The organism is Paenibacillus sp. 01T424 (genome assembly GCF_056398745.1).
Map to the genome: position 1 here is coordinate 167,602 of NZ_JBFTPZ010000005.1, position 22,542 is coordinate 190,143.

The 22,542-nt window shown below is 41.6% G+C and carries 21 protein-coding genes and 1 pseudogene; 7 read left to right on the forward strand and 15 right to left on the reverse strand.

Annotated features, from left to right (window positions below):
• Window positions 1-29: 29 nt before the first annotated feature.
• The 4 genes from gndA to zwf all read right to left on the reverse strand — a co-directional run bounded on the left by gndA (window position 30) and on the right by zwf (window position 5,734).
• The gene (gndA, locus tag AC1DPK_RS06380) at window positions 30-1,448 is read right to left on the reverse strand and encodes an NADP-dependent phosphogluconate dehydrogenase (RefSeq protein WP_339202987.1); all 1,419 of its coding nucleotides are present in this window, start codon (window positions 1,446-1,448) and stop codon (window positions 30-32) included.
• A gap of 72 nt (window positions 1,449-1,520) precedes the next feature.
• On the reverse strand, window positions 1,521-2,189 hold the full coding sequence (fsa, locus tag AC1DPK_RS06385) for a fructose-6-phosphate aldolase (RefSeq protein ID WP_076265617.1): 669 nt from the start codon (window positions 2,187-2,189) through the stop codon (window positions 1,521-1,523).
• Window positions 2,190-2,241: 52 nt separating this feature from the next.
• The gene (tkt, locus tag AC1DPK_RS06390) at window positions 2,242-4,233 is read right to left on the reverse strand and encodes a transketolase (protein ID WP_477509696.1); all 1,992 of its coding nucleotides are present in this window, start codon (window positions 4,231-4,233) and stop codon (window positions 2,242-2,244) included.
• The gene (zwf, locus tag AC1DPK_RS06395) at window positions 4,226-5,734 is read right to left on the reverse strand and encodes a glucose-6-phosphate dehydrogenase (RefSeq protein WP_477509697.1); all 1,509 of its coding nucleotides are present in this window, start codon (window positions 5,732-5,734) and stop codon (window positions 4,226-4,228) included. The genes tkt and zwf overlap by 8 nt, the downstream gene beginning before the upstream one ends.
• Window positions 5,735-5,857: 123 nt before the next feature.
• Here zwf and AC1DPK_RS06400 point away from each other — a divergent pair, with 123 nt between their 5' ends.
• The gene (locus AC1DPK_RS06400; RefSeq protein WP_076265614.1) at window positions 5,858-6,733 is read left to right on the forward strand and encodes a LysR family transcriptional regulator; all 876 of its coding nucleotides are present in this window, start codon (window positions 5,858-5,860) and stop codon (window positions 6,731-6,733) included.
• Between the two features lie 159 nt (window positions 6,734-6,892).
• Here the strand turns inward: AC1DPK_RS06400 and AC1DPK_RS06405 are convergent, their stop codons facing one another.
• Window positions 6,893-8,899, reverse strand: a complete 2,007-nt coding sequence (locus AC1DPK_RS06405) for an AraC family transcriptional regulator (RefSeq protein ID WP_477509698.1) — start codon at window positions 8,897-8,899, stop codon at window positions 6,893-6,895.
• A gap of 277 nt (window positions 8,900-9,176) precedes the next feature.
• Window positions 9,177-10,352 carry an MFS transporter gene (locus tag AC1DPK_RS06410; protein WP_477509826.1) on the reverse strand — a complete coding sequence of 392 codons (1,176 nt, stop codon included), beginning with the start codon at window positions 10,350-10,352 and terminating at the stop codon, window positions 9,177-9,179.
• 311 nt (window positions 10,353-10,663) lie between these two features.
• On the opposite strand from AC1DPK_RS06410, the gene AC1DPK_RS06415 reads away from it, so the two are divergent.
• Window positions 10,664-11,209: a TetR/AcrR family transcriptional regulator gene (locus AC1DPK_RS06415; protein ID WP_076265608.1), complete on the forward strand. Its 546-nt coding sequence runs from the start codon at window positions 10,664-10,666 to the stop codon at window positions 11,207-11,209.
• A 54-nt stretch (window positions 11,210-11,263) separates the two neighbouring features.
• On the opposite strand, the gene AC1DPK_RS06420 is transcribed toward AC1DPK_RS06415, so the two are convergent.
• A complete protein-coding gene (locus tag AC1DPK_RS06420) occupies window positions 11,264-11,563 on the reverse strand; it encodes a hypothetical protein (RefSeq protein WP_477509699.1) in 300 nt (99 codons plus the stop codon).
• Window positions 11,564-11,751: 188 nt separating this feature from the next.
• On the reverse strand, window positions 11,752-12,576 hold the full coding sequence (locus AC1DPK_RS06425; protein WP_477509700.1) for a phytanoyl-CoA dioxygenase family protein: 825 nt from the start codon (window positions 12,574-12,576) through the stop codon (window positions 11,752-11,754).
• A 170-nt stretch (window positions 12,577-12,746) separates the two neighbouring features.
• Here AC1DPK_RS06425 and AC1DPK_RS06430 point away from each other — a divergent pair, with 170 nt between their 5' ends.
• A complete protein-coding gene (locus AC1DPK_RS06430; RefSeq protein WP_477509701.1) occupies window positions 12,747-13,556 on the forward strand; it encodes an AraC family transcriptional regulator in 810 nt (269 codons plus the stop codon).
• 3 nt (window positions 13,557-13,559) lie between these two features.
• Here AC1DPK_RS06430 and AC1DPK_RS06435 read toward each other — a convergent pair whose 3' ends face one another.
• The 4 genes and pseudogenes from AC1DPK_RS06435 to AC1DPK_RS06450 all read right to left on the reverse strand — a co-directional run bounded on the left by AC1DPK_RS06435 (window position 13,560) and on the right by AC1DPK_RS06450 (window position 15,125).
• Entirely contained in the window at window positions 13,560-14,336 is a 777-nt protein-coding gene (locus AC1DPK_RS06435) for a DUF817 domain-containing protein (protein WP_477509827.1), read from the reverse strand.
• A gap of 146 nt (window positions 14,337-14,482) precedes the next feature.
• Entirely contained in the window at window positions 14,483-14,752 is a 270-nt protein-coding gene (locus tag AC1DPK_RS06440) for a DUF3955 domain-containing protein (protein WP_477509702.1), read from the reverse strand.
• Window positions 14,742-14,879: pseudogene (locus tag AC1DPK_RS06445) on the reverse strand (helix-turn-helix domain-containing protein); the annotation flags it as partial. The pseudogene AC1DPK_RS06445 and the gene AC1DPK_RS06440, both read right to left, overlap by 11 nt.
• A complete protein-coding gene (locus AC1DPK_RS06450) occupies window positions 14,880-15,125 on the reverse strand; it encodes a hypothetical protein (protein WP_477509703.1) in 246 nt (81 codons plus the stop codon).
• A 295-nt stretch (window positions 15,126-15,420) separates the two neighbouring features.
• On the opposite strand from AC1DPK_RS06450, the gene AC1DPK_RS06455 reads away from it, so the two are divergent.
• The 3 genes from AC1DPK_RS06455 (at window position 15,421) to AC1DPK_RS06465 (ending at window position 18,954) form a co-directional block, all read left to right on the forward strand.
• The gene (locus AC1DPK_RS06455) at window positions 15,421-16,038 is read left to right on the forward strand and encodes a TetR/AcrR family transcriptional regulator (RefSeq protein ID WP_441875031.1); all 618 of its coding nucleotides are present in this window, start codon (window positions 15,421-15,423) and stop codon (window positions 16,036-16,038) included.
• A gap of 47 nt (window positions 16,039-16,085) precedes the next feature.
• Window positions 16,086-18,425, forward strand: a complete 2,340-nt coding sequence (locus AC1DPK_RS06460; protein WP_477509704.1) for an MMPL family transporter — start codon at window positions 16,086-16,088, stop codon at window positions 18,423-18,425.
• Window positions 18,426-18,744: 319 nt separating this feature from the next.
• Window positions 18,745-18,954: a hypothetical protein gene (locus tag AC1DPK_RS06465; RefSeq protein ID WP_076265602.1), complete on the forward strand. Its 210-nt coding sequence runs from the start codon at window positions 18,745-18,747 to the stop codon at window positions 18,952-18,954.
• 130 nt (window positions 18,955-19,084) lie between these two features.
• Here the strand turns inward: AC1DPK_RS06465 and spoIIP are convergent, their stop codons facing one another.
• A complete protein-coding gene (gene spoIIP, locus AC1DPK_RS06470; RefSeq protein WP_477509705.1) occupies window positions 19,085-20,338 on the reverse strand; it encodes a stage II sporulation protein P in 1,254 nt (417 codons plus the stop codon).
• A gap of 316 nt (window positions 20,339-20,654) precedes the next feature.
• Between spoIIP and AC1DPK_RS06475 the strand changes: the two genes are divergently transcribed.
• Window positions 20,655-21,134 carry a TetR/AcrR family transcriptional regulator gene (locus AC1DPK_RS06475; RefSeq protein WP_477509706.1) on the forward strand — a complete coding sequence of 160 codons (480 nt, stop codon included), beginning with the start codon at window positions 20,655-20,657 and terminating at the stop codon, window positions 21,132-21,134.
• A gap of 100 nt (window positions 21,135-21,234) precedes the next feature.
• Here the strand turns inward: AC1DPK_RS06475 and AC1DPK_RS06480 are convergent, their stop codons facing one another.
• Window positions 21,235-21,675: an oxidoreductase gene (locus AC1DPK_RS06480; RefSeq protein ID WP_477509707.1), complete on the reverse strand. Its 441-nt coding sequence runs from the start codon at window positions 21,673-21,675 to the stop codon at window positions 21,235-21,237.
• Window positions 21,676-21,762: 87 nt separating this feature from the next.
• The gene (locus tag AC1DPK_RS06485; RefSeq protein WP_477509708.1) at window positions 21,763-22,536 is read right to left on the reverse strand and encodes an HAD family hydrolase; all 774 of its coding nucleotides are present in this window, start codon (window positions 22,534-22,536) and stop codon (window positions 21,763-21,765) included.
• Window positions 22,537-22,542: the final 6 nt, after the last annotated feature.

Consider the following 22,542-nt stretch of genomic DNA (forward strand, 5'->3'; position numbering starts at 1 on the left):
CTGCTAGGAGTTTGTGTTGGTTTTAATCGTTATTCGTTATTTTCCATCCATTGAAAGTGGAAGCTTCCCTCTTTATCAAGGCGCTGGAAAGTATGTGCTCCAAAATAATCCCGTTGCGCTTGCAGCAAATTAGCAGGAAGTCTTTCTGTACGATAGCTGTCATAATACGCTAATGCGGAAGCGAATGCTGGAACCGGAATGCCTCTAGTTACAGCGATGGAAATGACTTTTCTCCAAGCCTCTTGATAGTTCTCAACAATATTGCTGAAGTATTCATCCATCAATAGGTTATTCAAAGCTGGATTGCGGTCATAGGCATCCTTAATATTTTGCAAAAATCTTGCACGGATAATACATCCTCCGCGGAAGATCATCGCAATGCTGCCATATTTCAAATCCCAGTTATAAGCGTCAGAAGCAGCTCTCATTTGGGCAAAGCCTTGCGCGTAGGAAGCGATTTTGCTTGTGTACAGCGCTTTGCGAACAGCTTCGATAAATTCCTGCGGATCACCGTCGTAGCTGGATACCGCTGGGCCGTTTAATTTTTTGCTCGCAGCCACACGTTCTTCTTTCATAGCGGAAATAAAGCGAGCGAACACGGATTCCGTAATGATCGACAATGGCACACCCAAATCCAATGCACTTTGGCTAGTCCACTTGCCAGTACCTTTTTGTCCTGCTGAATCGAGAATGACATCAACCATTGGTTTGCCTGTTTCCGGATCAATTTTCTTGAAAATATCTGCCGTTATCTCGATCAAATAACTATCCAGCTCGCCATTGTTCCATTCCGTAAAAATGTCATGAAGCTGGCTAGTGTTCAGGTTCAACACATCTTTGAGCAGGTGGTACGCTTCGCCGATGAGCTGCATATCGCCGTATTCGATGCCGTTGTGTACCATTTTGACATAGTGGCCAGCGCCGTCAGCACCGATATAAGTGCTGCATGGATCACCATTCACTTTTGCTGAAATAGCTGTCAAGATTGGCTCTACAAGCTCGTATGCGTCTCTTTGACCGCCTGGCATGATAGCTGGACCGTTAAGCGCACCCTCTTCGCCGCCAGAAACGCCGGCTCCGATAAAGCGGAAGCCTAATGCTTGAAGTTCTTTGTTTCTGCGCTGTGTATCTGGAAAATAGGCGTTACCGCCATCAATAAGAATATCTCCTTGGTCCAGATACGGCACCAACTGATTTATCGTATCATCTGTCGGTTGACCCGCTTTCACCATGATAAGAATTTTACGCGGCGATTCCAGTGATTGTACGAATTCTTCCACACTGAATGCGCCGACAAAATCTTTTCCTTGTGCCTCCGCCAATAGTTCATTTGTTTTCTCTGCTGAACGATTATACACGGCAACCGAGAAACCTTTGCTTTCTATATTCAAGGCTAGATTTTTACCCATTACGGCCAAACCAACCACGCCAATTTGTTGTTTTTTCATGATAACTGCCTCCCTGTCATTACTGTCCTGTTGTAGATAAACATTTATGGATTAACGTTTGGAAACCGCAGATTACTGCTGCGCCGTTTTCTTCCAATCAGCTGCGAACTTCTCCATGCCTTGATCCGTTAGAGGATGTTTGGAGATTTGTTCGATTACAGAGAACGGAATCGTTGCTATATGTGCCCCAGCCATCGCTACACGAGTAACATGATCCGGGTGGCGAACAGATGCAGCGATGATTTGAGCATCCAGATTGTGCGTACGGAACAATTCAGCAATCTTCGTGACGAGCAGAACACCATCTTCCGAAATATCATCCAAACGACCGAGGAATGGAGAAACATAAGTCGCTCCAGCGCGAGCAGCCAAAAGCGCTTGGTTCACAGTGAAAATCAATGTTACGTTTGTTTTCACGCCTTTTTTGGTCAAGTAGCGGCAAGCTTCTAGACCAGCTAGCGTCATCGGAAGCTTAATTGTAATGTTTTTATCATTGTTGTTGATTTTGATCAGTTCATTTGCCTGCGCGATCATTTCTTCAGCTGTTTCTGCGTCAGGCGTCACTTCTGCTGATACCGATTCTACCTCAGGCACTTCGCGAAGAATTTCTGCTATGCGGTCTTCGAATTTCACGCCTTCTTTGGCAACCAAAGATGGATTCGTCGTAACACCAGACAATACACCGATTTTATAAGCTTTTTTGATATCTACCAAATTCGCAGTGTCGATGAAAAATTTCATAATTAAAACCTCCGTTTTTTATTATTAAATTTTTATTGTCTTCATGCATTGCTTAGCGTAATTCTTTCGCCATTCGAACCACGTTATCTACCGAAAATCCGAAAAACTCTAAAACTTCACTACCGGGTCCAGAAGCGCCAAACGTATCGATGGACAATACGCTGCCGCTTGGTCCTGTATAACTATCCCAGCCTAACGAAATGCCAGCTTCAATAGCTAAGCGTTTCGTAACAGATGCAGGCAGCACTGATTGCTTATATTCTGCCGATTGACGGTTGAACAATTCACGGCTTGGCATAGCTACTACACGAACTGAAATATTTTCCTTCTCAAGTTCAGTTTTTGCGCCAACTGCCAGAGAAACCTCAGAACCGGTACCGATTAGAATAATGTCAGGCTTGTCGTTTGTCTCCGTTAGAACATAACCACCGCTGGCAACCGCAGCGACATTGCCTTTAGTTTCTTCATATATAGGCAAGTTTTGTCTGCTTAGTACTAAAGCTACTGGTCCTTCATTTTGCTGCAAAGCATAAGCCCAAGCATTAGCCGTTTCATTGGCATCAGTTGGACGGATAACTGTAAGCCCAGGAATCGTGCGCAATGCTGTCAAATGCTCAACGGGCTCATGAGTAGGTCCATCTTCGCCAACAGCGATCGAATCATGTGTAAATACGTAAATGACAGGAAGCTTCTGCAGTGCAGCCAACCGAATGGACGGACGCAGATAGTCGCTGAATACGAAGAATGTACTTACAAACGGTTTTACGCCGCCGTGCAATGCCATACCATTTCCAGCAGCCCCCATAGCATGCTCACGAACGCCGAAGTAAATATTTCGTCCTGCATAAGATTCAACAGCAAAGGTTTTTTCGCCGTTAATATCAGTCATCGTTGAATGGGACAAGTCTGCGCTACCGCCAAAAATTGAAGGCACCGTTTTAAGGTAATGATTGATCGCTTGACCGCTCGCTACACGTGTAGATACCGTTTTGGAAGCATCGAAAGTAAGAAGATCTGCAGCATCGATAACAACAGAACCTTCAATGACTTGCTCAAGTTCCGTACCAAGCGCCGGATGCTGTTCTTTATAAGCAGCCATTAGCTGATTCCACGCTGCTTCTTTTGCTTCGCCTTTTTGTTTCAACTGTGCAAAGTGAGCTTGAACTTCTGCTGGAACGGTAAATTCTTCCTCATGATCCCAACCGTAAACCGCTTTTGTCGCTTTTGCCTCTTCTTTGCCTAGTGGATTGCCGTGCACTTTATTCGTTCCCGCTGCCTTGCTTCCGTATCCGATAACCGTACGAACTTCGATAATGGTCGGCTGCTCTTCATTGCTCTTTGCTGCCTCGATCGCATTTGATATTTGTTCGATATCATTGCCATCTTCAACACGCATGTAGTGCCAATTAGCAGATTCCGCTCTCTTCTGCATGTTTTCCCCGAAAGAAAGATTGAGGTCGCCGTCTAAGGAAATATCGTTGGAATCGTACAATACAACGAGTTTATCGAGTTTCATATGTCCAGCCATAGACATCGCCTCGTAAGAAATTCCTTCCATTAAGCAGCCGTCTCCGACAAGTGCATACGTGTAATGATCAACAACCGGGTATCCGTTTTGATTAAATTTTGATGCTAGGTGAGCTTCGGCCATTGCCATACCTACAGCCATCGCAAGTCCTTGTCCTAGTGGCCCTGTTGTTGCATCAACACCATCTGTATGGCCATACTCAGGATGTCCAGGCGTTTTGCTGTTCAGCTTACGGAACTGCTTCAAGTCCTCGAGCGATACGTTATAGCCGGATAAATGCAGCAGGCTGTAAAGCAAAGCTGAGCCATGACCCGCGGACAAGACAAAACGGTCACGGTTGAACCATTTTGAATGGCTCGGATTGTGATTAAGGTGGTTGCCCCAAAGTGAGTACGCCATAGGCGCAGCTCCCATTGGAAGCCCCGGATGTCCGGAATTTGCAGCGTTTATAGCATCGATAGACAGTGTACGGATAGTATCAATAGATAGTTGTTCAATTGTTTTTGTATTAAGCATATTGTTCTCCTTTTATGGTTTCGATTTCTTGTTCGGTCTTCTCATCGAACCACCAATGGAAGCCGTCTTGTGCAAGCAGCATATCAGACTCAACCGGACCGTATGTGCCAGCTGCATAACGATGCAGCGGAACTAAGTTTTCTTCATAAGCTTCCAAAATGGGTTGAACCCATTTCCATGACAATTCGACTTCGTCCCAATGCGCGAAAAATGTAGAGTCGCCGTGCAAAGCATCGTGAATCAAATTCTCATAAGCTTCTGGCACATTGTCTCTCGTCGCATGAAAATCGATATTCATGGGCTTGAATTCACCCTTGTGCTCAGGGTCTCTCGTATTTAATTGCAATCTAATGCTCTCGTCAGGACTGATCTCAAATACAAGCAGATTAGGCATTTTGCTATCATCGTTTGTTGCAGCTTGCTTTATTGGTTCTTTGAACTCGATCACAATTCTTGTTGATTTGTCCTTCATTCTTTTGCCTGTACGGATATAGAAAGGAACGCCCCGCCAGAAGTAATCGTCAATTTGCAGTTTAGCTGCAATAAAAGTGTCGTTCATGGAGTTTGCAGCAATGTTTGGTTCGGAGGTATAACCGACCACCGATTCCCCTTGAATCTCTCCTTCTCCATATTGTCCTCTTATCACTTGGGTGTTGACATCTGCTTTTTGCAGCAGCTCCAGTGATTCCATGACCAGTTTCTTTTTGAAACGGACATTTTCTGAGGTGCTGTTGTTCGGAAGGTGAATGGTCAACATCATGAGCAATTGAAGCATATGGTTCTGGAACATGTCTCTGATTGCACCAACATGATCATAATAGCCAGCTCTTTCTTCCACGCCTACAATTTCGTTTGCCGTAATTTGAACGTTGGCAATGTAGCGTTTGTCCCAAAGTGCTTGAAGGACTGGATTGCTTTGCTGCAGAACCTCAAGCTTTTGAACCATCGGCTTGCCAAGATAATGATCAATACGGAAAACTTCTTCTTCCGCAAACGATTTGCTCAGGTTTTCATTCAATTCTCGAGCAGACTGCAAATCATGACCAAATGGCTTCTCGATTACAAGCCGCTTCCAGCCATTAGCGGAACCAAGCCCGCTTTCATGAATGTTAGCTGCAATCGGTTCAAAAAATTCAGGTCCAACCGACAAGTAAAACAAGCGATTGGGTGCAACGCGCAGCTCTTCTTCCCGTTTCTCAATAAGATGAAGAAGCTTATGGTAATCTTCTTTGCGGCCAACATCCAAAACACTATAGCGGAATGTACGCAAAAATTTTTGAATCAATTCTGGATCATTTGCTTCACGCCTGGAAAACATACGAAGAGATTGTTCGACATTGTCCTGAAAGGTTTTATCGGATAGCTCTCTTCTTCCGAGGCCGACCACGGAGAAGAACTCCGGCAGCTTTTGATCAATAAATAAATTATACAAAGCAGGGTAAATTTTTCTCTTTGCTAAATCCCCTGTCGCTCCAAACAAAACAAATGTGGTAGCCTCCATGTTCTTACTCCTTCCAGCAGTGCTTTGTAGTTAGTACTGGTTTCTATTTCCTAATTCCACTATAATACGAATATGACCTATACAAGTAATTCATATTTTTCACAGGAGCTATAGATACTGTCTATGATCAATTATGAGCTATACAAAGTTTTTTACTGGACGGCGAAGAAGGGAAGCTTATCCCAAGCCGCAAAATCGTTGTATATCACGCAGCCGAGCGTTAGCCATGCCATCAAGCAGTTGGAAGACAGCTTAGGCATCATTTTGTTTTATCGGAATTCTAAGGGTGTTGCTCTGACGCAAGAGGGTGAAATCCTTTATTCCTATATTGAGAAATCTCAAATTCTCATCTCGCTAGCCGAAGAAAAGATGGCGGCTCTTAAAAATTTGGACAGCGGTGAGCTGCGGATCGGTGGAAGTGATTCGTTGTTCAAGCATTATTTGCTGCCTTATTTGGAAACCTATCACGAAAAATATCCCGGTATCAAGCTGCATCTGAATCATGGAACGACACCAGAAACCATCGCTTTTCTGAAGGAAGGCAAAATCGATTTGGGCGTCGTTCGTATGCCCATCGTCGATTCGCAGCTAGAGGTTATGAAGGGCATTCAGCTGCAGGATTGTTTTGTAGCAGGAGCAAGATATGCTGAGCTTAAGGACAAGGTGCTCTCACTAGAAGTGCTGCTCCAGTATCCAATTATCCTGTTCTCTCGAAACAGTCGTGTACGAATGGCGATTACCGAACTATTCCAAAATTATGGGCATCAAATCAAGCCAGAAATTGAGGTAGGAAGCGTTGATCTGCTCATCGAATTCGCGCGGAAAGGCCTTGGTATTTCTTATGTGACTAAAGAATTTATTGCCAAAGAACTGGAAGAAGGTTCTCTCTTTGAGATTCAATTGGATATTCAGATGCCTCCATCACAAGTAGGCTTTATGATCATGCACAATATGCCGCTATCCAATGCGGCAAGCAAGTTTTTGGAGCTGGTGAAATAACGGCTTATGGAAAAAAAAGGTCAAGTACGGTGAGTACACACCATGCTTGACCTTGTTTCTATCTGTGTTCATGCATCCAATTTCATATCAGCGGTATTAAATACTTTGTGTAAAAATATTGAATGATTGCCAAATATACACGTATTTCCTATAACAAAATTACTTAAGCTTCGATAGACCAACAATCCAGTCAGCCAACTCCTTCGTTTGTGCGAGGAGAGCGATAGGATCACGATACCATGAACGTTCTTCATTCCAAAGGAAAATTCGTTCTTCCCGTACCGCTTCCAGAGAACCCCATATTGGATCTTTTTTGAGCTCTTCCAGCGATGACTCGGTTGTTAGGACGATATAGTCCCCTGCATACTCCGGCAGTTTCTCTATTGATATTTTCGAGTAAGTATTAGCTAATATATTTTCAGGGATTGCAGTTGGAGCAGCAAGGCCCAGCATCTGATAAATATTTCTGCCTCCACGACCTGATTTGGGGCCGAATGCGAAAACTTGTCCATCATACTCCTGGAATACTGAAAATGTAGAACCTTCTGGTAAAAGCCCTGCAATTTTCTCCTTCGCTTCAGCTGTATGGAGATCATATTGTTTCAACCATTCAGCCGCCTCATCTTCTTTGCCTAATACTTCTCCAAAATAGGTTAATTCTTCATGAACACTATTGAAGGTATTAGAGGCGATAGACACCGTCGGTGCAATCTCACTATATTTCTCATAAACCTCTGGCTTGGTCGTATGTGTAATAATAATATCCGGCTCTATAGAAAGGAGCTTCTCTATCGAGTCACCGACATCTTCCACACCTTCCAAATGCCCCTTTAAATACGGGCTATTCAGCAGCACATTATTGGAACCGATCGGTTCAACGCCAAGAGCAATTACAGTGCCCAAATAGTCAATAGATGCTACTCGCTTCGGATTTATTGGAATTTCCACATCACCAAAATGGGTAGCTACTATTTTTGTTTCATTTAACTGCGCAGCAGTTGTAGAAGTATTGGCAGACTGATTGTCTGATGTTTTCTCTGTTCCTGTCATATTGCCCGAGCTCGCGTTTCTCGGGGTGTTAGTCGCTGCTGAGCACGCACTAACCATAATAGCAAAACAGAGCCATACTGTGGACAGCATTACCGTTTTGGAGCCTTTGTTCATTGTGTAATCCTCTTCTCTTATGAATTGAGAATGTTTTTCATTCTCATTATAAATATAGTTTTGAGAGGTTTGATTAACAATGGAGTTTTTTAACGTTTTTTTTGTATGATTAGAACCCTGTCCTTGATCGGACAGATGTTTATTTCGAAATTTACCTGGTGCAATACCTGCATATTTTTTGAAAATACGATTGAAATAGAACAAATCTGAATATCCCACATTCAGTGCGATCTCTTGTAAAGTAGCATCTGTCGTAAGCAATAAAAATTGTGCTTTCTCTATTCTCAATTTAATGACATATTCAATCGGACTGAATCCTGTCTGCTCTTTAAATTTGCGCGTAAGATACTGTGGACTGTAATTGAGCTCCAAAGATAATGATTCCATTGATTTCGGCTCTTGATATCTATCGGATAAAAAACGCAATACTTGCTCTGCTAGATTATTTTGACTGATCGCCTCAGGGCTTTGCAGCATTTGACGAAACAGCCTATGTACAAATTGATAAAATACCCCTCTAACATGCAGCATGTCCAGCTTGTTTGCTTGAATCCAATCTCTATGCATCATTTGTATAAATTCCAAGAGTGCCAACCCGTCAAATGGAGTATAGCTGTATGGCTTCTCGAATGGATTATCATTTTGCATCAGTAATTTAAAATCATAAAGACAGTTTTGCGGCAATACAGCCTTATATAGAACTAGATAGTATTCAATTGCCGTTTCTGTTTCAATCTCCAAGCAAGCTCCTTTCCCTCCGTGCAGCACATAAAACCTGTCGGCAAAATGGACATCTCCGTCCAGCCAAAGTCGACCTCTGCCACGAACAATATAAACAAAGGTGCTGGTGGGCAATGTATACTTTCGCAAGCATTTTCCTTGCTCTAACGTGTTTTGTCTAACATCTAAAACCCTTACAATTGCCTGATCCCATAATTGGATATGGTCATTAATGTTCATTTGCTTCGATTCAAATCCTCTCTCTACTCTCGCAGCGATCAAAGTGTATAACTCTTTGCTTATTAGCAATAAACCCTTATATAAGTGTATTCACTGAGAATTGTTCTCATTGTTATTGTATAGGAAAATACTAGAACTTTCAATTTGCAATCATGAACACAGTGGAAGATCAAACTTATAATAAGCTTATTGCATGCAACCGTAGAACAGTATTTGATATTCTGGCGAAATTACGGCAGGTATTTAGTAGCTAAGAAAAGCAAAAAACCACCTTTAAGGGTGGTTTCTGATACATATTATTAATGTCGATATTTTAAGATTAGTTTGATTTGAGAGGAAGTGATTCTGCATGAAGAAACGGTTTCTTTTGTAACAAGCGTTTCGCAAAAAGAGTAAAAAGAATCAAGGAAATCGCGACGGACAAAGCACTGACGATGAACAACACCTTATAGCTTGCATACTGAGAGACAGAGCCTAACATGATTGCACCTAACCCAATACCAAGGTCATTAGCAGTCGAGATAGAGGCGTTTGCAACTCCTATACGATTCGGGTGGGCCAAACGGATCGTAGCCGCTTGAAGAGCTGGCTGCGCGGAACCGAAGCCAATACCATATAAAATCGCCGATAGTAGTACGCCCATCAAACCGCTCGAGAGGCTTAATACTATCAATGCAATAATCGTAATTATAAGTGCCGGAACAATGACAAAAATTTCTCCATACCGATCAGATAGTTTTCCCGAAATGGGACGGCTAAGGGCAAGCGTTGCAGCAAATGCTAGAAAAAACGCGCCGGAATTAACCTGAATCGACTCAGCGAATAGCGGAACAAAGGTTGTAATGCCGCCATAAGCAATAAAGAGAAAAAAGACTGAGGCCGCAACGGGCAAAACCGATTTTTCGAATAGTTCAATTTTTCTTGTGCCAGCTTTAGGCTGGAAGGGCATTTTTGCACCTAACATCAGGAGCAGTGCTCCTGCAGAGAGGACCACAGCGATTAAAAACAAATCGCTGTATGATCGATTCTGAGCAACCCATATGCCGAACATTGGGCCGATTGCCATAGCCAGTGTCATGGATGTGCTAAACCACCCCATTCCCTCACCACGGCGGGTGGACGGGATCATATCTGTAATCGCCGTCATCGTAGCGGTTGTAGATACCGCCCAGCTCATGCCATGCAATATTCTGAGCCCCAGCAAAACAGCAATTCCCCCGACCCAGTTATACAAATACATTGCTAGAATGAAGAGAATCAGTCCCCAAATGATAAACGGACGCCTGCCGAACCGGTCTAGCAGCCCGCCAACAAGCGGCCGTAAAATAACAGCAGACAACATAAAAGCACCCATCGCTAGACCCACCTGCGATTCATTGCCTCCCAGTTGTTTGATGAACAGCGGTAGCGTCGGATACAGCATATAAAATGCGTTAAATAAGAACAGGTTACCTATAGTCATGAGAATAAACGACTTCGTCCATAGGCGTTCGATATTTCATTCCTCCTCAGGTGCAAAATGTTTTGATTTCTACTAATGAACAATAATCAGGAAATACAGATGGTATAAAGAAGCTTAATCCATGGAGTGAACTCCAAGTCAATACATAAATTCCAATTGCTTCGGAGCAAAATGTATGGCCAATTTCAATGACGTAATAATAATCATTGATTCATTAATGAACACTTGTCTATAATTATAAACAGATGCAAAACATCTGCAATTGTTAACTGAACGTGATTTGTTAATTAATGAACAACTTCTGTATATTTGTTAATTATTTACGAGAGCTTGGTGACCTGAAATTGGCTAAAGTGGATCGAAGAATACAAAAAACGCAGGATGCGTTAAAAAAAGCGGTTATAGATCTGATGTCAGAAAAAAATTTTGATGATATTACAATTCAGGATCTTTCCGACAGGGCGAATGTGAGCCGCGGGACCATCTATCTTCATTATTTAGATAAATATGATCTGCTGGATAAACTCATTGAAGAACATATTGACGTGCTAAGGGTAACGTGCAGAGCGGCTGCGGAATTGGATTTTACCGAATCGACTCTAATCTGGACCGAATATTTTGAACGTCATTATTCATTTTTTTCCATGATGTTAGCGAGTAAAGGTGCTCCTTACTTTCACGGTCGTTTTCTTGCATTTCTTATCGAAGAATTTAAGAATGAAATCGATGTAACGAAAGGGAAAAATGAGGGGTTAAATGAAGATCTTCTTGTGAGGTTTGTCGCTTCTTCTTTTGTAGGAGTAGTGGAATGGTGGTTCATGAATGAAATGCCTGTCCCCCATCATGTCTTAGCAGAACAACTGGGGACATTGCTAGAGAGGAATGTATAATCGTTATAAACGTACGGCATACATCATCTTGCCAAGTTCGTCAGAACAATAACTTTAGTGCTCTCTAATATCTACTAAATAAGGCTTGCGTATTAAATTAAATTTATAAACGAAAAAATATTCAATATCTGCCTTTATTAGATTCCAAGTTGTTAATGGAACTTTAATTTTATCCGTACGAGTTTGGTCAGCATATATAATATTTATAAAATGATTTCCGCCTTTACTCTCCTTGCTTTCAATCGTGCCAACTGTGATACGAGTAGTCTCAATCGGCTTATAGATCCAAAGTATGATAAAAACGATAGAAACAATCAAAACAACAATATACTTGTTTCTCATCAATTTAAGCATTGTTGCAGACCGCCCTTTCTAGTCTAATCGTTTTTTTGTTTGTAGAAGTTAATTATGGAAGTAATTTCACGTATTTCAATTTTGTTACAAATCATAAAACTAATTAATACTTTAGTCAATCATCATTTCTAAGTAGACGCTTCACTTCCTATCAATAAAATAGCCACCGCAATGGGTGGCTAGTACAATTATTTAAAATGACCCTTCGGCTTTTTGCCGCTCCATCTTTCGTCAACCTTCTCGAACGCTGATTGGTATCTCGCATCCACACTAATTCGGTATTGATTGGTTGTATTCTCCAGTGAGCAATGCATTAAAAACATGCCGAAAATGAGTACATCCCCTGCCTGAAATTGAGTTGTCGCCCACTGACCACCGAACTTCTCCGTAATAACAAGCGGATCATCCGTGTAATGTCCCAAACCATCACGATCCGAATCTTTGGATCCATACGATTGCTTCAGCTTTTCAAATCGATGCGAGCCGAGGCAAATCGCAAGTCCCCCCATTTCATACGAAACGTCTCCAAGAGGAGACCATACGGTATAGACATTTGGGGTACCTCTTCCCATGTAAACAATGTCATAGTGCGCTCCTGTGAAATCACCTTTACCTACCGCACGAAGCCACTTGTAGTGATAAGTCAGTGATTGCTCTCCGAGAAATTCATCGAAGAAACGCATGATGTGCTCCCCATTCAAAACATTAAGCAGTGCAGGAAGATCCTCGTTGGTTCCTCCAAAAAAAATCGTTTTGCTTCCGTCTGCCATGACGCCATCTTCTAATTGCGTATCCCGATCTAGCTTTCCCATCTGTTTCATCTTTTCCAAAATATTTGTTCGAGCCTGCAACACCTTATCGCGATCATGAAACCCGCGGATCAGTAAATAACCGTCTTCCTCCATCCGATCGCGCAGCGCCTGAACATCATGAAAAATATCATTAGAGCTTCTGAGCTTTGTAAGCTCTTTTCCATCCATCTCCAACTCACGGCTTCCAACTTTTAGCTTCATTTCAATTACACTCCTCTACTCGGTATTTGTTCTAAGTGTAGAGGAAAAGCATCTATGCATCCATGGATACATGTATTCACATCATGTATAATTGTACATATTATACATAGATTTTACGGAGATTACTGAAATTAAATGTATATTAGAACAATGGTATGGAGTTGATTAATATGACCTACATGAATATTCCTTATATACTTGGAAAAGAACCCATCAGCTTCCCTCAATTTAATTCGATTTGGAAAGTGCAGGCTGACGATGCCTACAACATTATAACCAGTGAAGGATTCGTCGTTCCCGGTCTTTTTATTACTTATGAAGGTAAGGGCATCCTATCCCAAGGGAATGACCGCTATGAGCTGCATGCAGGCACTTTCTTTTTCGTTCAGGAGGGAATTCCCTCCGAATACAAGTGTCAGGATAATAACTGGAAATTTTATTATCTTGATTTCAATTCCCTGGATGCCATTCGAAATCTGCAGCTCCCTGTAAGCAAGGTCGAAACAACCGGAAAAGTTGCAGAGGCAGTATTGCTGTGCGAGCGTATCATTGATACTTTGATTGCAGAATCCTTCGGCTACTCTTATTCTTCGAATATCTTCCTGCAACAATTATTGGTACTCTTTGCTAGAGAACTTGAGTCAGGGCAGACCTCGCGCCAAACAGAACTCAACAATATATTAATCTATATCCATCGGAATATGGATAAAGGTATTCGGGTCGAAGAACTCATCGAACGCAGCGGCTTGTCGCGAACGTCCTTTTTTTCGCGATTCCGCGCATTAACAGGCCAATCCCCCAGCGAGTATATGCAAAATTTAAAGCTAGAATCGGCCAAAGTATCGCTGGAGACAACAAGCCTGTCAGTGAAGGAAATTTCTTCCCAGCTGCAATTTTATGACGAGTTTCATTTCTCTAAACTGTTTAAACGAAAGTATGGTCAGTCTCCAAGCAATTGGCGCTCTTCCAGAAGAACATGAATCCTAGCTGAATGATGAATCGTTTTTTGTCCGTTCCGCTTTTACATGTTTCAGCTGTGCGACGATAATGACACTAATGATTGCCAGAAGGAACCATGAGCTAATCTTACTGAAACTGACCAGCTGCCAGGTTTGATTCTGATCAGGATATTTCCAAGCATTAAAAAACGTGGCTATATTTTCAGCTAACCAAATAAAAAAACCTACAATAATAAATGAAACGGTTAACGGCATTCGATAAGTTATAGCTCTTACTCGGAATATGATCCATGTTTTCCAAAATACAATAAATACAAGCGCCGTCAGCCACCAGCGAAAATCAGGAATAAAATGATGTGTGAAAAAGTTGAAATAGATGGCTCCTCCAAGCAGCGCCGATGACGTAAGTCTAGGCCAGCCCGTCATGTCCATGCGTAGTCTCCGCCAAACCTGACACATAAAGCTTGCAACACTTGCATACATAAATCCGCTATAGAGCGGAACACCTAGCAACTTTGTATACCCTAACTCCGGGTATGACCAAGAGCCCATCCATACCTTATAGATCTCAAGCAGTAAACCAATGATATGAAATATACAGATTACTTTGATTTCATCACGTGTCTCTAATCCGCTGCGATACATGAGGTATTGCACGCCAAGCAGTACAAGTAGAATGGCATCATAACGATGAATGAAAGGTATTTCTACGATGTTAGAAAGAGCTAATGTTCCAAAAATCGCAACAGGAAATATGCAGCTCATCGCCTGATGGTAGCCAAAATGCAGTAGCTGTAACATTGATTTCAATTTATTTCTCTCCTCACCATGACCAAAGGATATAACATTTCACGACAGTGTCAACGTTCTACAACTGTCCTACGAGCTAGATCTCCCGCCATGTTAAATAAAAAAACAATTTCCTTTTCTGATCAGGAAATTGTTTTTTATTTTATTGTTCTATAAATTATGTTTATTTTTTTGATCATAGAAATGACAACCATCAACAATAATATAATCATTCCACTTAAAAATAATAGATAACTAAATGGAATTAAAAAGAACAAAGGTTCTATTAGTGTACCATCTGGAGCCACTTCGGATTTCCCCATCATTCCGATAACTAGACAAATGATTCCCAAAAAAATTGGGATAGAAGCTAATCGATATTGGTTAATCAACATACATTCTCCTTTGCCTACAAAATTAAATATCATTCATATATTCTAAAATGTCTCCAGGTTGACACTCCAAAATTTCACATATTTTTTCTAAAGTTGAAAATTTTATAGCTTTAGCTTTTCCATTTTTTAAAATTGAAACATTAGCCATTGTGATTCCTAGTCAATACCCATTTTTAGCGGTAAAGGCTTGATCGGAGCCAATATCCGAACATATTTTCCACACTAAATCTAATGCTATAAAAAAAGGATCGCAGTCACCCATATAAACGCAATAGCGGTTTTGTATAATTCCTTTAACTTCGCTGAGTCCAATAAAAATCATCTGCCCATCTCTGGATAAAAATAAATACACAACAACAAAACAAAAATCGGAAAAAACAATTATCAATTTTACCACGCTGATCATTCTTTCTGTCTCATAAAAATCCTCCTCAAAGCTAACTACAAAAATAATATCTTCATTACCTGTTTAAGTCAATATAAAATTATCGTAAAACGATAAATTTTTGTTGTTTAAATTCCACACTATGCTTTGCACTTTCCTATTTGTAAGCTCTCGCTCAAATCGTTTAGCTCAACGCCACAAATTCGTAACAACTTGCTCATTGTGCATCATTGCCCATTGGGCAATAATATAAGTAGGGAATATTTTTGAAAAAGCTTCCATTCTATTTGAAAAGGGGTGAACGCTTAAGCGTTACATGATGAACAAACAAAGCCTACGCGATATCAAAAGAGAAGCAACCGCAAATGCGCTTGCCGATGCAGCTTTCGCACTTGCTCTGGAAAGGGGAATGGATGGTTTCGTCGTCGAAGATGTCGTGCAACGCGCCGGTTACTCCAGAAGAACGTTTGCCAACCACTACTCCTGTAAAGAGGAAGCGATAGCTTCAGCAGCTCTCATCTTTAAAGGCGCCGACGAAATTGGGAATTGGATCAAAAGCTTAAACGAGGACATGTCCCCACTCGACATTCTTCACCAGTTGATGAAGCTGCATCTGACAGGAGAACATATTGGAAAACTGCGACAGCTTGTATCATTTTCGAGGCAGCACCCTACGCTTGAGCCTTACATCTTAAGCGGACTGCGCCGTTTGCAAATTATGGCTCAGGAAACTTTAGATGAGTTTTCCCATGAACGATATCCCGATGGGTACACCCACCTCCTCGCCGGAGCTGTTTATGGAGCCATGCTCCCCATTCTGGATGGCAGCCTGAGTGTGCTGTTACCAGGTCAATCCGTCGCCGAGAACCCAGAGGCCGTAACGTTCGATCAATATTTAGACACCATGTTTGGTTACTTGCGAAACGGATTTTAGTACACAACCTCACGTTATTTCTACATGCAAAGGAGAATCATTAACAGATGTCAACTTTTCTGTACAGATTGGGTAAGTCAGCCTATACCAAGCCATGGTATTTCATTATTAGCTGGATCGCAATTCTCGGAGTTGTACTCGCTATACTCGGGGTCAATGGAATCCATGTAACCTCCGATATGAAAATTGAGGGAACGGAATCGCAGAAGGTATTGGATCAGCTGTCAGCGGAACTGCCAGAAGCTTCAGGCGGACAAGCCAGCATCGTATTTACAGCTCCCAAAGACGAACGACTAGATACACCAGAGCGTTTGAGCGCCATTACTAAAGCTGTTAATGATGTTTATAACCTTGAATATGTTATTAATGCTGCTGAATTGGCTGCTAAAGCCGGCGCTTCAGCTTCAGAAAACGCTCAAGGGAGTGCACCACAACAAGGGGACGGAACAGCGCAAGCAAACACAGGTGAATTGCCTCCCTTCGGCCCTCTAATGGTCAACGGTGTTCCGGTACCTGGCGTAATGCTTGCCTCTGACGGCAGCGTTGCCCTGTTCCAATTCCAATTCACCGTTCAGCAAATGTCGCTTCCTGAATCGGTACCCGATTCCGTCATCGATGCCGCTATGTCTGTTGAACAAACGGGTATTCAAGCATTGCCAAGCGACTCGCTGTCAACTAAACCTTCCATTGGTTCGACAGAAGCTATCGGTATTGCCGTAGCTGCCGTTGTGCTATTCATGACACTTGGTTCGGTTGTTGCTGCTGGTTTGCCGCTTCTAACTGCCTTAATGGGAGTAGGAATTAGCGTAGGAGGAGCATACGCCTTCTCAAAATTCATCCATATGACTGATCTCACTCCTGTTCTAGCGCTTATGGTTGGGCTTGCCGTCGGAATTGATTACTCGTTGTTTATCGTAAATCGTCAACGCCGCATGATTCTTGATCAGGGATTAAGTGCGCGGGAAGCAGCCAGCAGAGCAGTCGGCACAGCCGGAAGTGCAGTGTTTTTCGCTGGCTTAACCGTTATTATTGCTTTGTGCGGCATGCTTGTCATCGGAATTGGCTTCTTGTCTGCCATGGCGCTTGTTGCTGCTTTGGCTGTCCTCGTCAATGTTCTGGTTGCTTTAACTCTGCTACCGGCACTGCTAGGTCTATTGGGTGAACGCATCTGCTCAGCAAAAGCGCGTACGAAGAGCAGCACCCAATCGAATAAAACTGCTCAAGGGTTCGCACACCGCTGGGTAACAGCTATAGCAAAAGGCCGCTGGCTAGTTATTGTTGCTGTTATTGTTATTCTTGGCGCAGCAGCACTACCAGTCGCAAAAATGGAAATGGGCATCCCATCAGGAGCCACGGCTAACTTAGATACACCATCAAGGCAGAGCTACGACGCCATTTCAAACGGTTTTGGCGAAGGCTTCAATGGCCCGTTGCTCCTGGTAGCAAAGCCAAAAGGCGCATCGGACAAAGTGACGCCGGAATTGCTGAATGGTCTAGTTCAAGATCTAGGGAAGCATGAAAATGTTTCGCTTGTGACACCTATGGGCGTAAACAAAACCGGAGATATGGCGATTATTAGCCTCATCCCCAAAACAGGTCCAACGGATGCAGAAACTAAAAACCTAGTTCGTGAGATTCGAGCTTCTGATTCCAGCATGGCGCTAACGTATGATGTCACGGTTGGCGTAACTGGGTTCACAGCAATTAACATCGATATGTCATCGAAGCTGGCTGAGGTGTTCCCTCTCTACGTCGGCATTATCGTTATCCTATCGCTTATTATTCTGCTGCTCGTGTTTCGCTCAATCATCGTTCCGCTCAAAGCTACGGTTGGTTTCCTTCTCAGTGTGCTCGCCACATTCGGGATTACTACGGCCGTATACCAATGGGGATGGCTGCACTCCCTCTTCGGCTTTGATACCGGCGGTCCGCTGCTCAGCTTTATGCCAATTATGGTTACCGGCATTCTATACGGGCTGGCGATGGATTATCAGGTGTTCCTCGTCAGCTCCATGCGCGAGTCTTACGTCCACGGTCATCACGGAACAGAGAGTGTCGTTCACGGCTACAATCAAGCCAGCCGTGTAGTAGTAGCCGCTGCCGTGATAATGGTGTCCGTGTTCGCAGGCTTTATTTTCGCGCATGATATTATGATTAAGCAGATCGGTTTTGCACTCGCAATCGGCATTCTTATTGACGCCTTCTTCGTACGCATGGCGCTTGTCCCAGCTGTCATGGCAGTCTTCGGCGACAAAGCTTGGTGGCTGCCGAAATGGCTAGATCGCATGCTGCCTAACCTGGATGTTGAAGGTGATAAGCTCCTAGCTGAACTGAAGAGCCAGGAGAGCGCTGCTACCATTAAGGCGAAACCTCGTCGAGCATATTGATTCAATTTTCGCTATTTTGATTTACAATAAAGGCAAACCAGATCATCTGGTTTGCCTTTTTTCACATATGATCCCAAAGTCATGCATCGGGATTTGTAGAAGAATTATTGGTTCAATTAGATTGACAAAATTATGATTGAGGATTCGTTGGGGTATACTATCACGTATTGAGATTAAAATTCACTGTTTTGTATATTTTACAACATATTCTGAAATATTTTTTCTCATTTGCATTCACTTCCATTGCTTTGTATAAAGTTATTAGTGTATTATTTGTCCTTAGAATACAAAAAAATAGAACCGTAGAGGACGTGTTTACATGCAAGCAAAAATTACACTTCAAGAAGGTCAAAGACTAATTACGAACAAAGATTTTGAAGTTGCGATTGCTCAAAAAGCAATAATCAAACCTATGCAAAACGGCATGCAGATTCGCCCAGCATCAACCATAACAGGATATAACGACGATTCTGTTCGCATGTCAGATGGAAGCATTATTCACAGAACAGCAAATTCATTTTTCGTCTAAAAACAATGTCTACAAGGCCGATGTAAAAATCGGTTTTTTTATTTTTTATATGACCCTTAACATTAAGGTAAACAACAAAATGTGAGCATGGAACAAAAAAAGCAAGGAAACTTTCCCTGCTTTTTTTACTTTATTTAATTGATTTATAATACTCCGCAAACACGTCAGCGAAAGCCTCTGCTGTTTGAAGATTTTCTTCCAGCGTATTGTTTACTCCCCCAAATTCCAGAAGCAGGCTTCCATTAGAGACGGACTGGTTGTACTCGGCATTCCCCTGGTGGGCGCTTTTCATAAGAACTCCCCTCGATATGCCAGGATACTTCTTGTTCAATAGAGCGTTTAACGCTTCGGCGAACTTTTTGTTTTCCTTATGCGCGGGATTAGCATCACCAATGACGAACATAATGCGTGCATACGTTTTACCATTAATGACAACCGTTGTTTTGCTCCGCGGAACATCAGCGTCACGGTGAATATCGAAGAAATAGGATAGTGAAGTATTAGCCTTCATCGCCTTGTCGACTGCTTTACGCGATTCAACGTAGGCTTTTGTGTAGCTTAATTTCTGTTCATTCAGTCTTTCAGTAAAGTCGGTCTGTTCAACAATGGAGGATATCCCTTTTTTCTGAAGACTCTCAGCAAGCTTCTTGCCTACAAGCGTAATGTTCACTTTGGCATCGTCGACGGAGGTCCCTTTTGAATTGCCTAATACATTTCTCCAGGACTCCCTATTATGCGTATGATAGATATACACTTTACTACCGCTTTGTTTGTTACTCCCCGTGTTCACAACCCAATTAGCAACGTAAGCGGTTCCTCCACTAGGCAGCGATACTTTATACCAATCTCCGTCTAATCCGACGACAGGAAAGGTTTCTCCAGCTCTCGCCTTGGCAACAATCTCATAATCTAAACCAGGACCTTTGCGCAAATTAGTAGTATCTACTATATTTGCTATAGCTTCCTTATCTTGACCACCACTCGGCTTGTTGGCATTTTCCTGGTTTTGTCCATTATTTGAAGTAGGTTGGCTGCCGCTGCTCTCAACCGTCTCCACTACCCAATTTGCAACATAAGCCGTGTTACCGCTGGAAAGAGTTACTTTGTACCATTCCCCTTTCGATCCAACGATTGGATAAGATGTGCCAGCCTTCGCTTTGGCAACAATCTCATATTCAAGCCCCGGTCCTTTGCGCAAATTGGTAGTATCCACAATTTTAGCGATTGTTTCTTTCTTTTGAACGGTTTGTGCGTACTGCTGTACTCCCTGGCTTAGCTTTTTTCCTGCCGACAAGTTCTGAATTGACGCATAGGCAGAATCGGATCCCCCTGCTAATAATGAAAGAATGATCGTTCCACCCAATAGTTGATTTCTTAATCTCAAAGCTAACTTTCCTCCATTTCAAATACTTATTCTACGAATTTCGACAGCAATGGAGGAAAATCCTTCTAAACTATATTCTAGAACGCGAAAATGAGCGTAAATTCCTAGTAGAGTCATTCAAAAGACATGACAAAAAACACCCCGAAGGGTGTTTTTTACTCTTGATGAGCATTATGGAGAGCCTTACTCAGAACCAGTAGCTTTCTTGGGTATTCATGAATGTTTTTTCTACTTATTTTAACTTGTTATATTCCTCATCGGTTACGGGTTCAAACCATTGAGCAGGGCCCAAAGTAGTATCAGGATCAATGGCAAGATGTCTGAAAAAAACTTTAATGAAATTACGATTCAAGATATTTCCGACAAAGCAAATGTAGGTCGAAGAACAATATACCATCATTATTTAGATAAGTTTGATCTACTGGACAAACTGATTGAAGAACATATAAACGAACTAAGGAAAATATGCAAGGCATCATCAGAATTAGATTTCGTGGCAGCAAATTTGATTATGTTCGACTATTTCGAACGTAATTTTTCTTTCTTTTCGACCATGTTAGCAAGCAGCGGTGCCTCAACATTCCGAACTCGACTCCTTGAATTTCTCATTGAAGAATTAGAAAATGACGTAGATATAACTCAAGGAATAAATAAAGGATTGAATAAAGATATTATTCTTAAATTTTTTGGTACTGCTATCGTTGGAATAATGGAAACGTATATTACGAATGGAATACCTGAATCGCCGAAAGTGATGGCAGAACAAGTGGGGATATTATTAGAGAGGAATTTATAAAAGAAAAGAATGCACTGCCGTTAATATTACTAAATAATGAAATAAGCAAGCTATCGTAGAGCCTGCTCATTAATGTACATCATTTAACTAGACTTCACCGTTAGCGTAATCGACCTATCTCAAAAGTTTTTTCTATTGTGGATTTGTAATTATCCCATTCAAAGTGGAAAGGCCCGATATTTAGCAATAAATTATTATGTTCTAAATAAAAATTACTCCATTCAACAATATCTGCTTCTTTATCTATAGCTACAGAAATATAACCACAGTCCAAATCACCACATTGAGGACAAATCATTATGGGATACCTATGATACCTATAATCAAAGGGATATTTAAATAAATAGTAATCAGTTATAAGCTTTTGTTGGTCAGCATTCCCATAGCCAAAAGCTGGTACTAAGTCGTATTCTTTTAGCCTTTGATATAAGGACACTGAATCAATGACCAAGTCAGCAAACACTGTGTTGTTCTCTTGTTTTAAACCTACTTCACCGTATCTGCTCGATAATCTTGTCTCTAGAAAATTTGTTCTAGTCATGACTCCTCCATTAAAAAACGTTAAAGTTCTTATAAAATTGTTGAGCAAACGGCAGCCATCATATCAGCCGCCGTTTTTAAGCAATCGTTATTCATTAAATAAATACCTATTTTTCAACTGTGACACTATTGTATTTAACTCAATTAAGTCATCAATAACGATATCTGCCTGAGAGAGTTCATATTCTTGTGCAAAATCAAAGTTGCATCCTATGGCAACTAAACCATTATCTTTGGCTGCATTTATATCCGATAGACGATCTCCTACTACAGCTGCGTTGGTAATACCGTATTTTTCAATAATACTTTTAACTAAGTCTGATTTATTCAGTGATTCAATTTGTTGAATACTACAGGTCTCTGTAACCCAATTATCCAAATGATAATAACTAACAATTGCTTTTAAATAATCCGTTAAACCATTGCTAGCTATGTATATTGAAAAACCATTGTCTTTTAGATAACTAAAAACTTCTTTTACATTAGGATATAAAGCACCTTTCCCGCTTCTAATGTTTTCAATTAATCGTTCTAGAAAGTATGAGTCCGTTTGTTCTCTTATTTCTTTGGAATGATTAGGCAACAGAGTTTCCCAAACCTTTGGTAAAGGGATGCCCATAATTTCGCGGTATTTATCAATAGGCGTTGCTGTATCCCATTCATTTATTGACCTTAACTGATTAAACGCATCTTCAAGTGATATTTCTAAAATTTTATTTGTTTGAAATAGTGTTCCGTCCATATCAAAGATAAGTGATAGTGACATTTCTTCCTCTCCTTTTATAAAATACATGATCATTCCCACTTTAACACAAATCATTGAGGTTAACTGCTCAATAACAGTACGAGGCTGCCGTTTCATACCGGC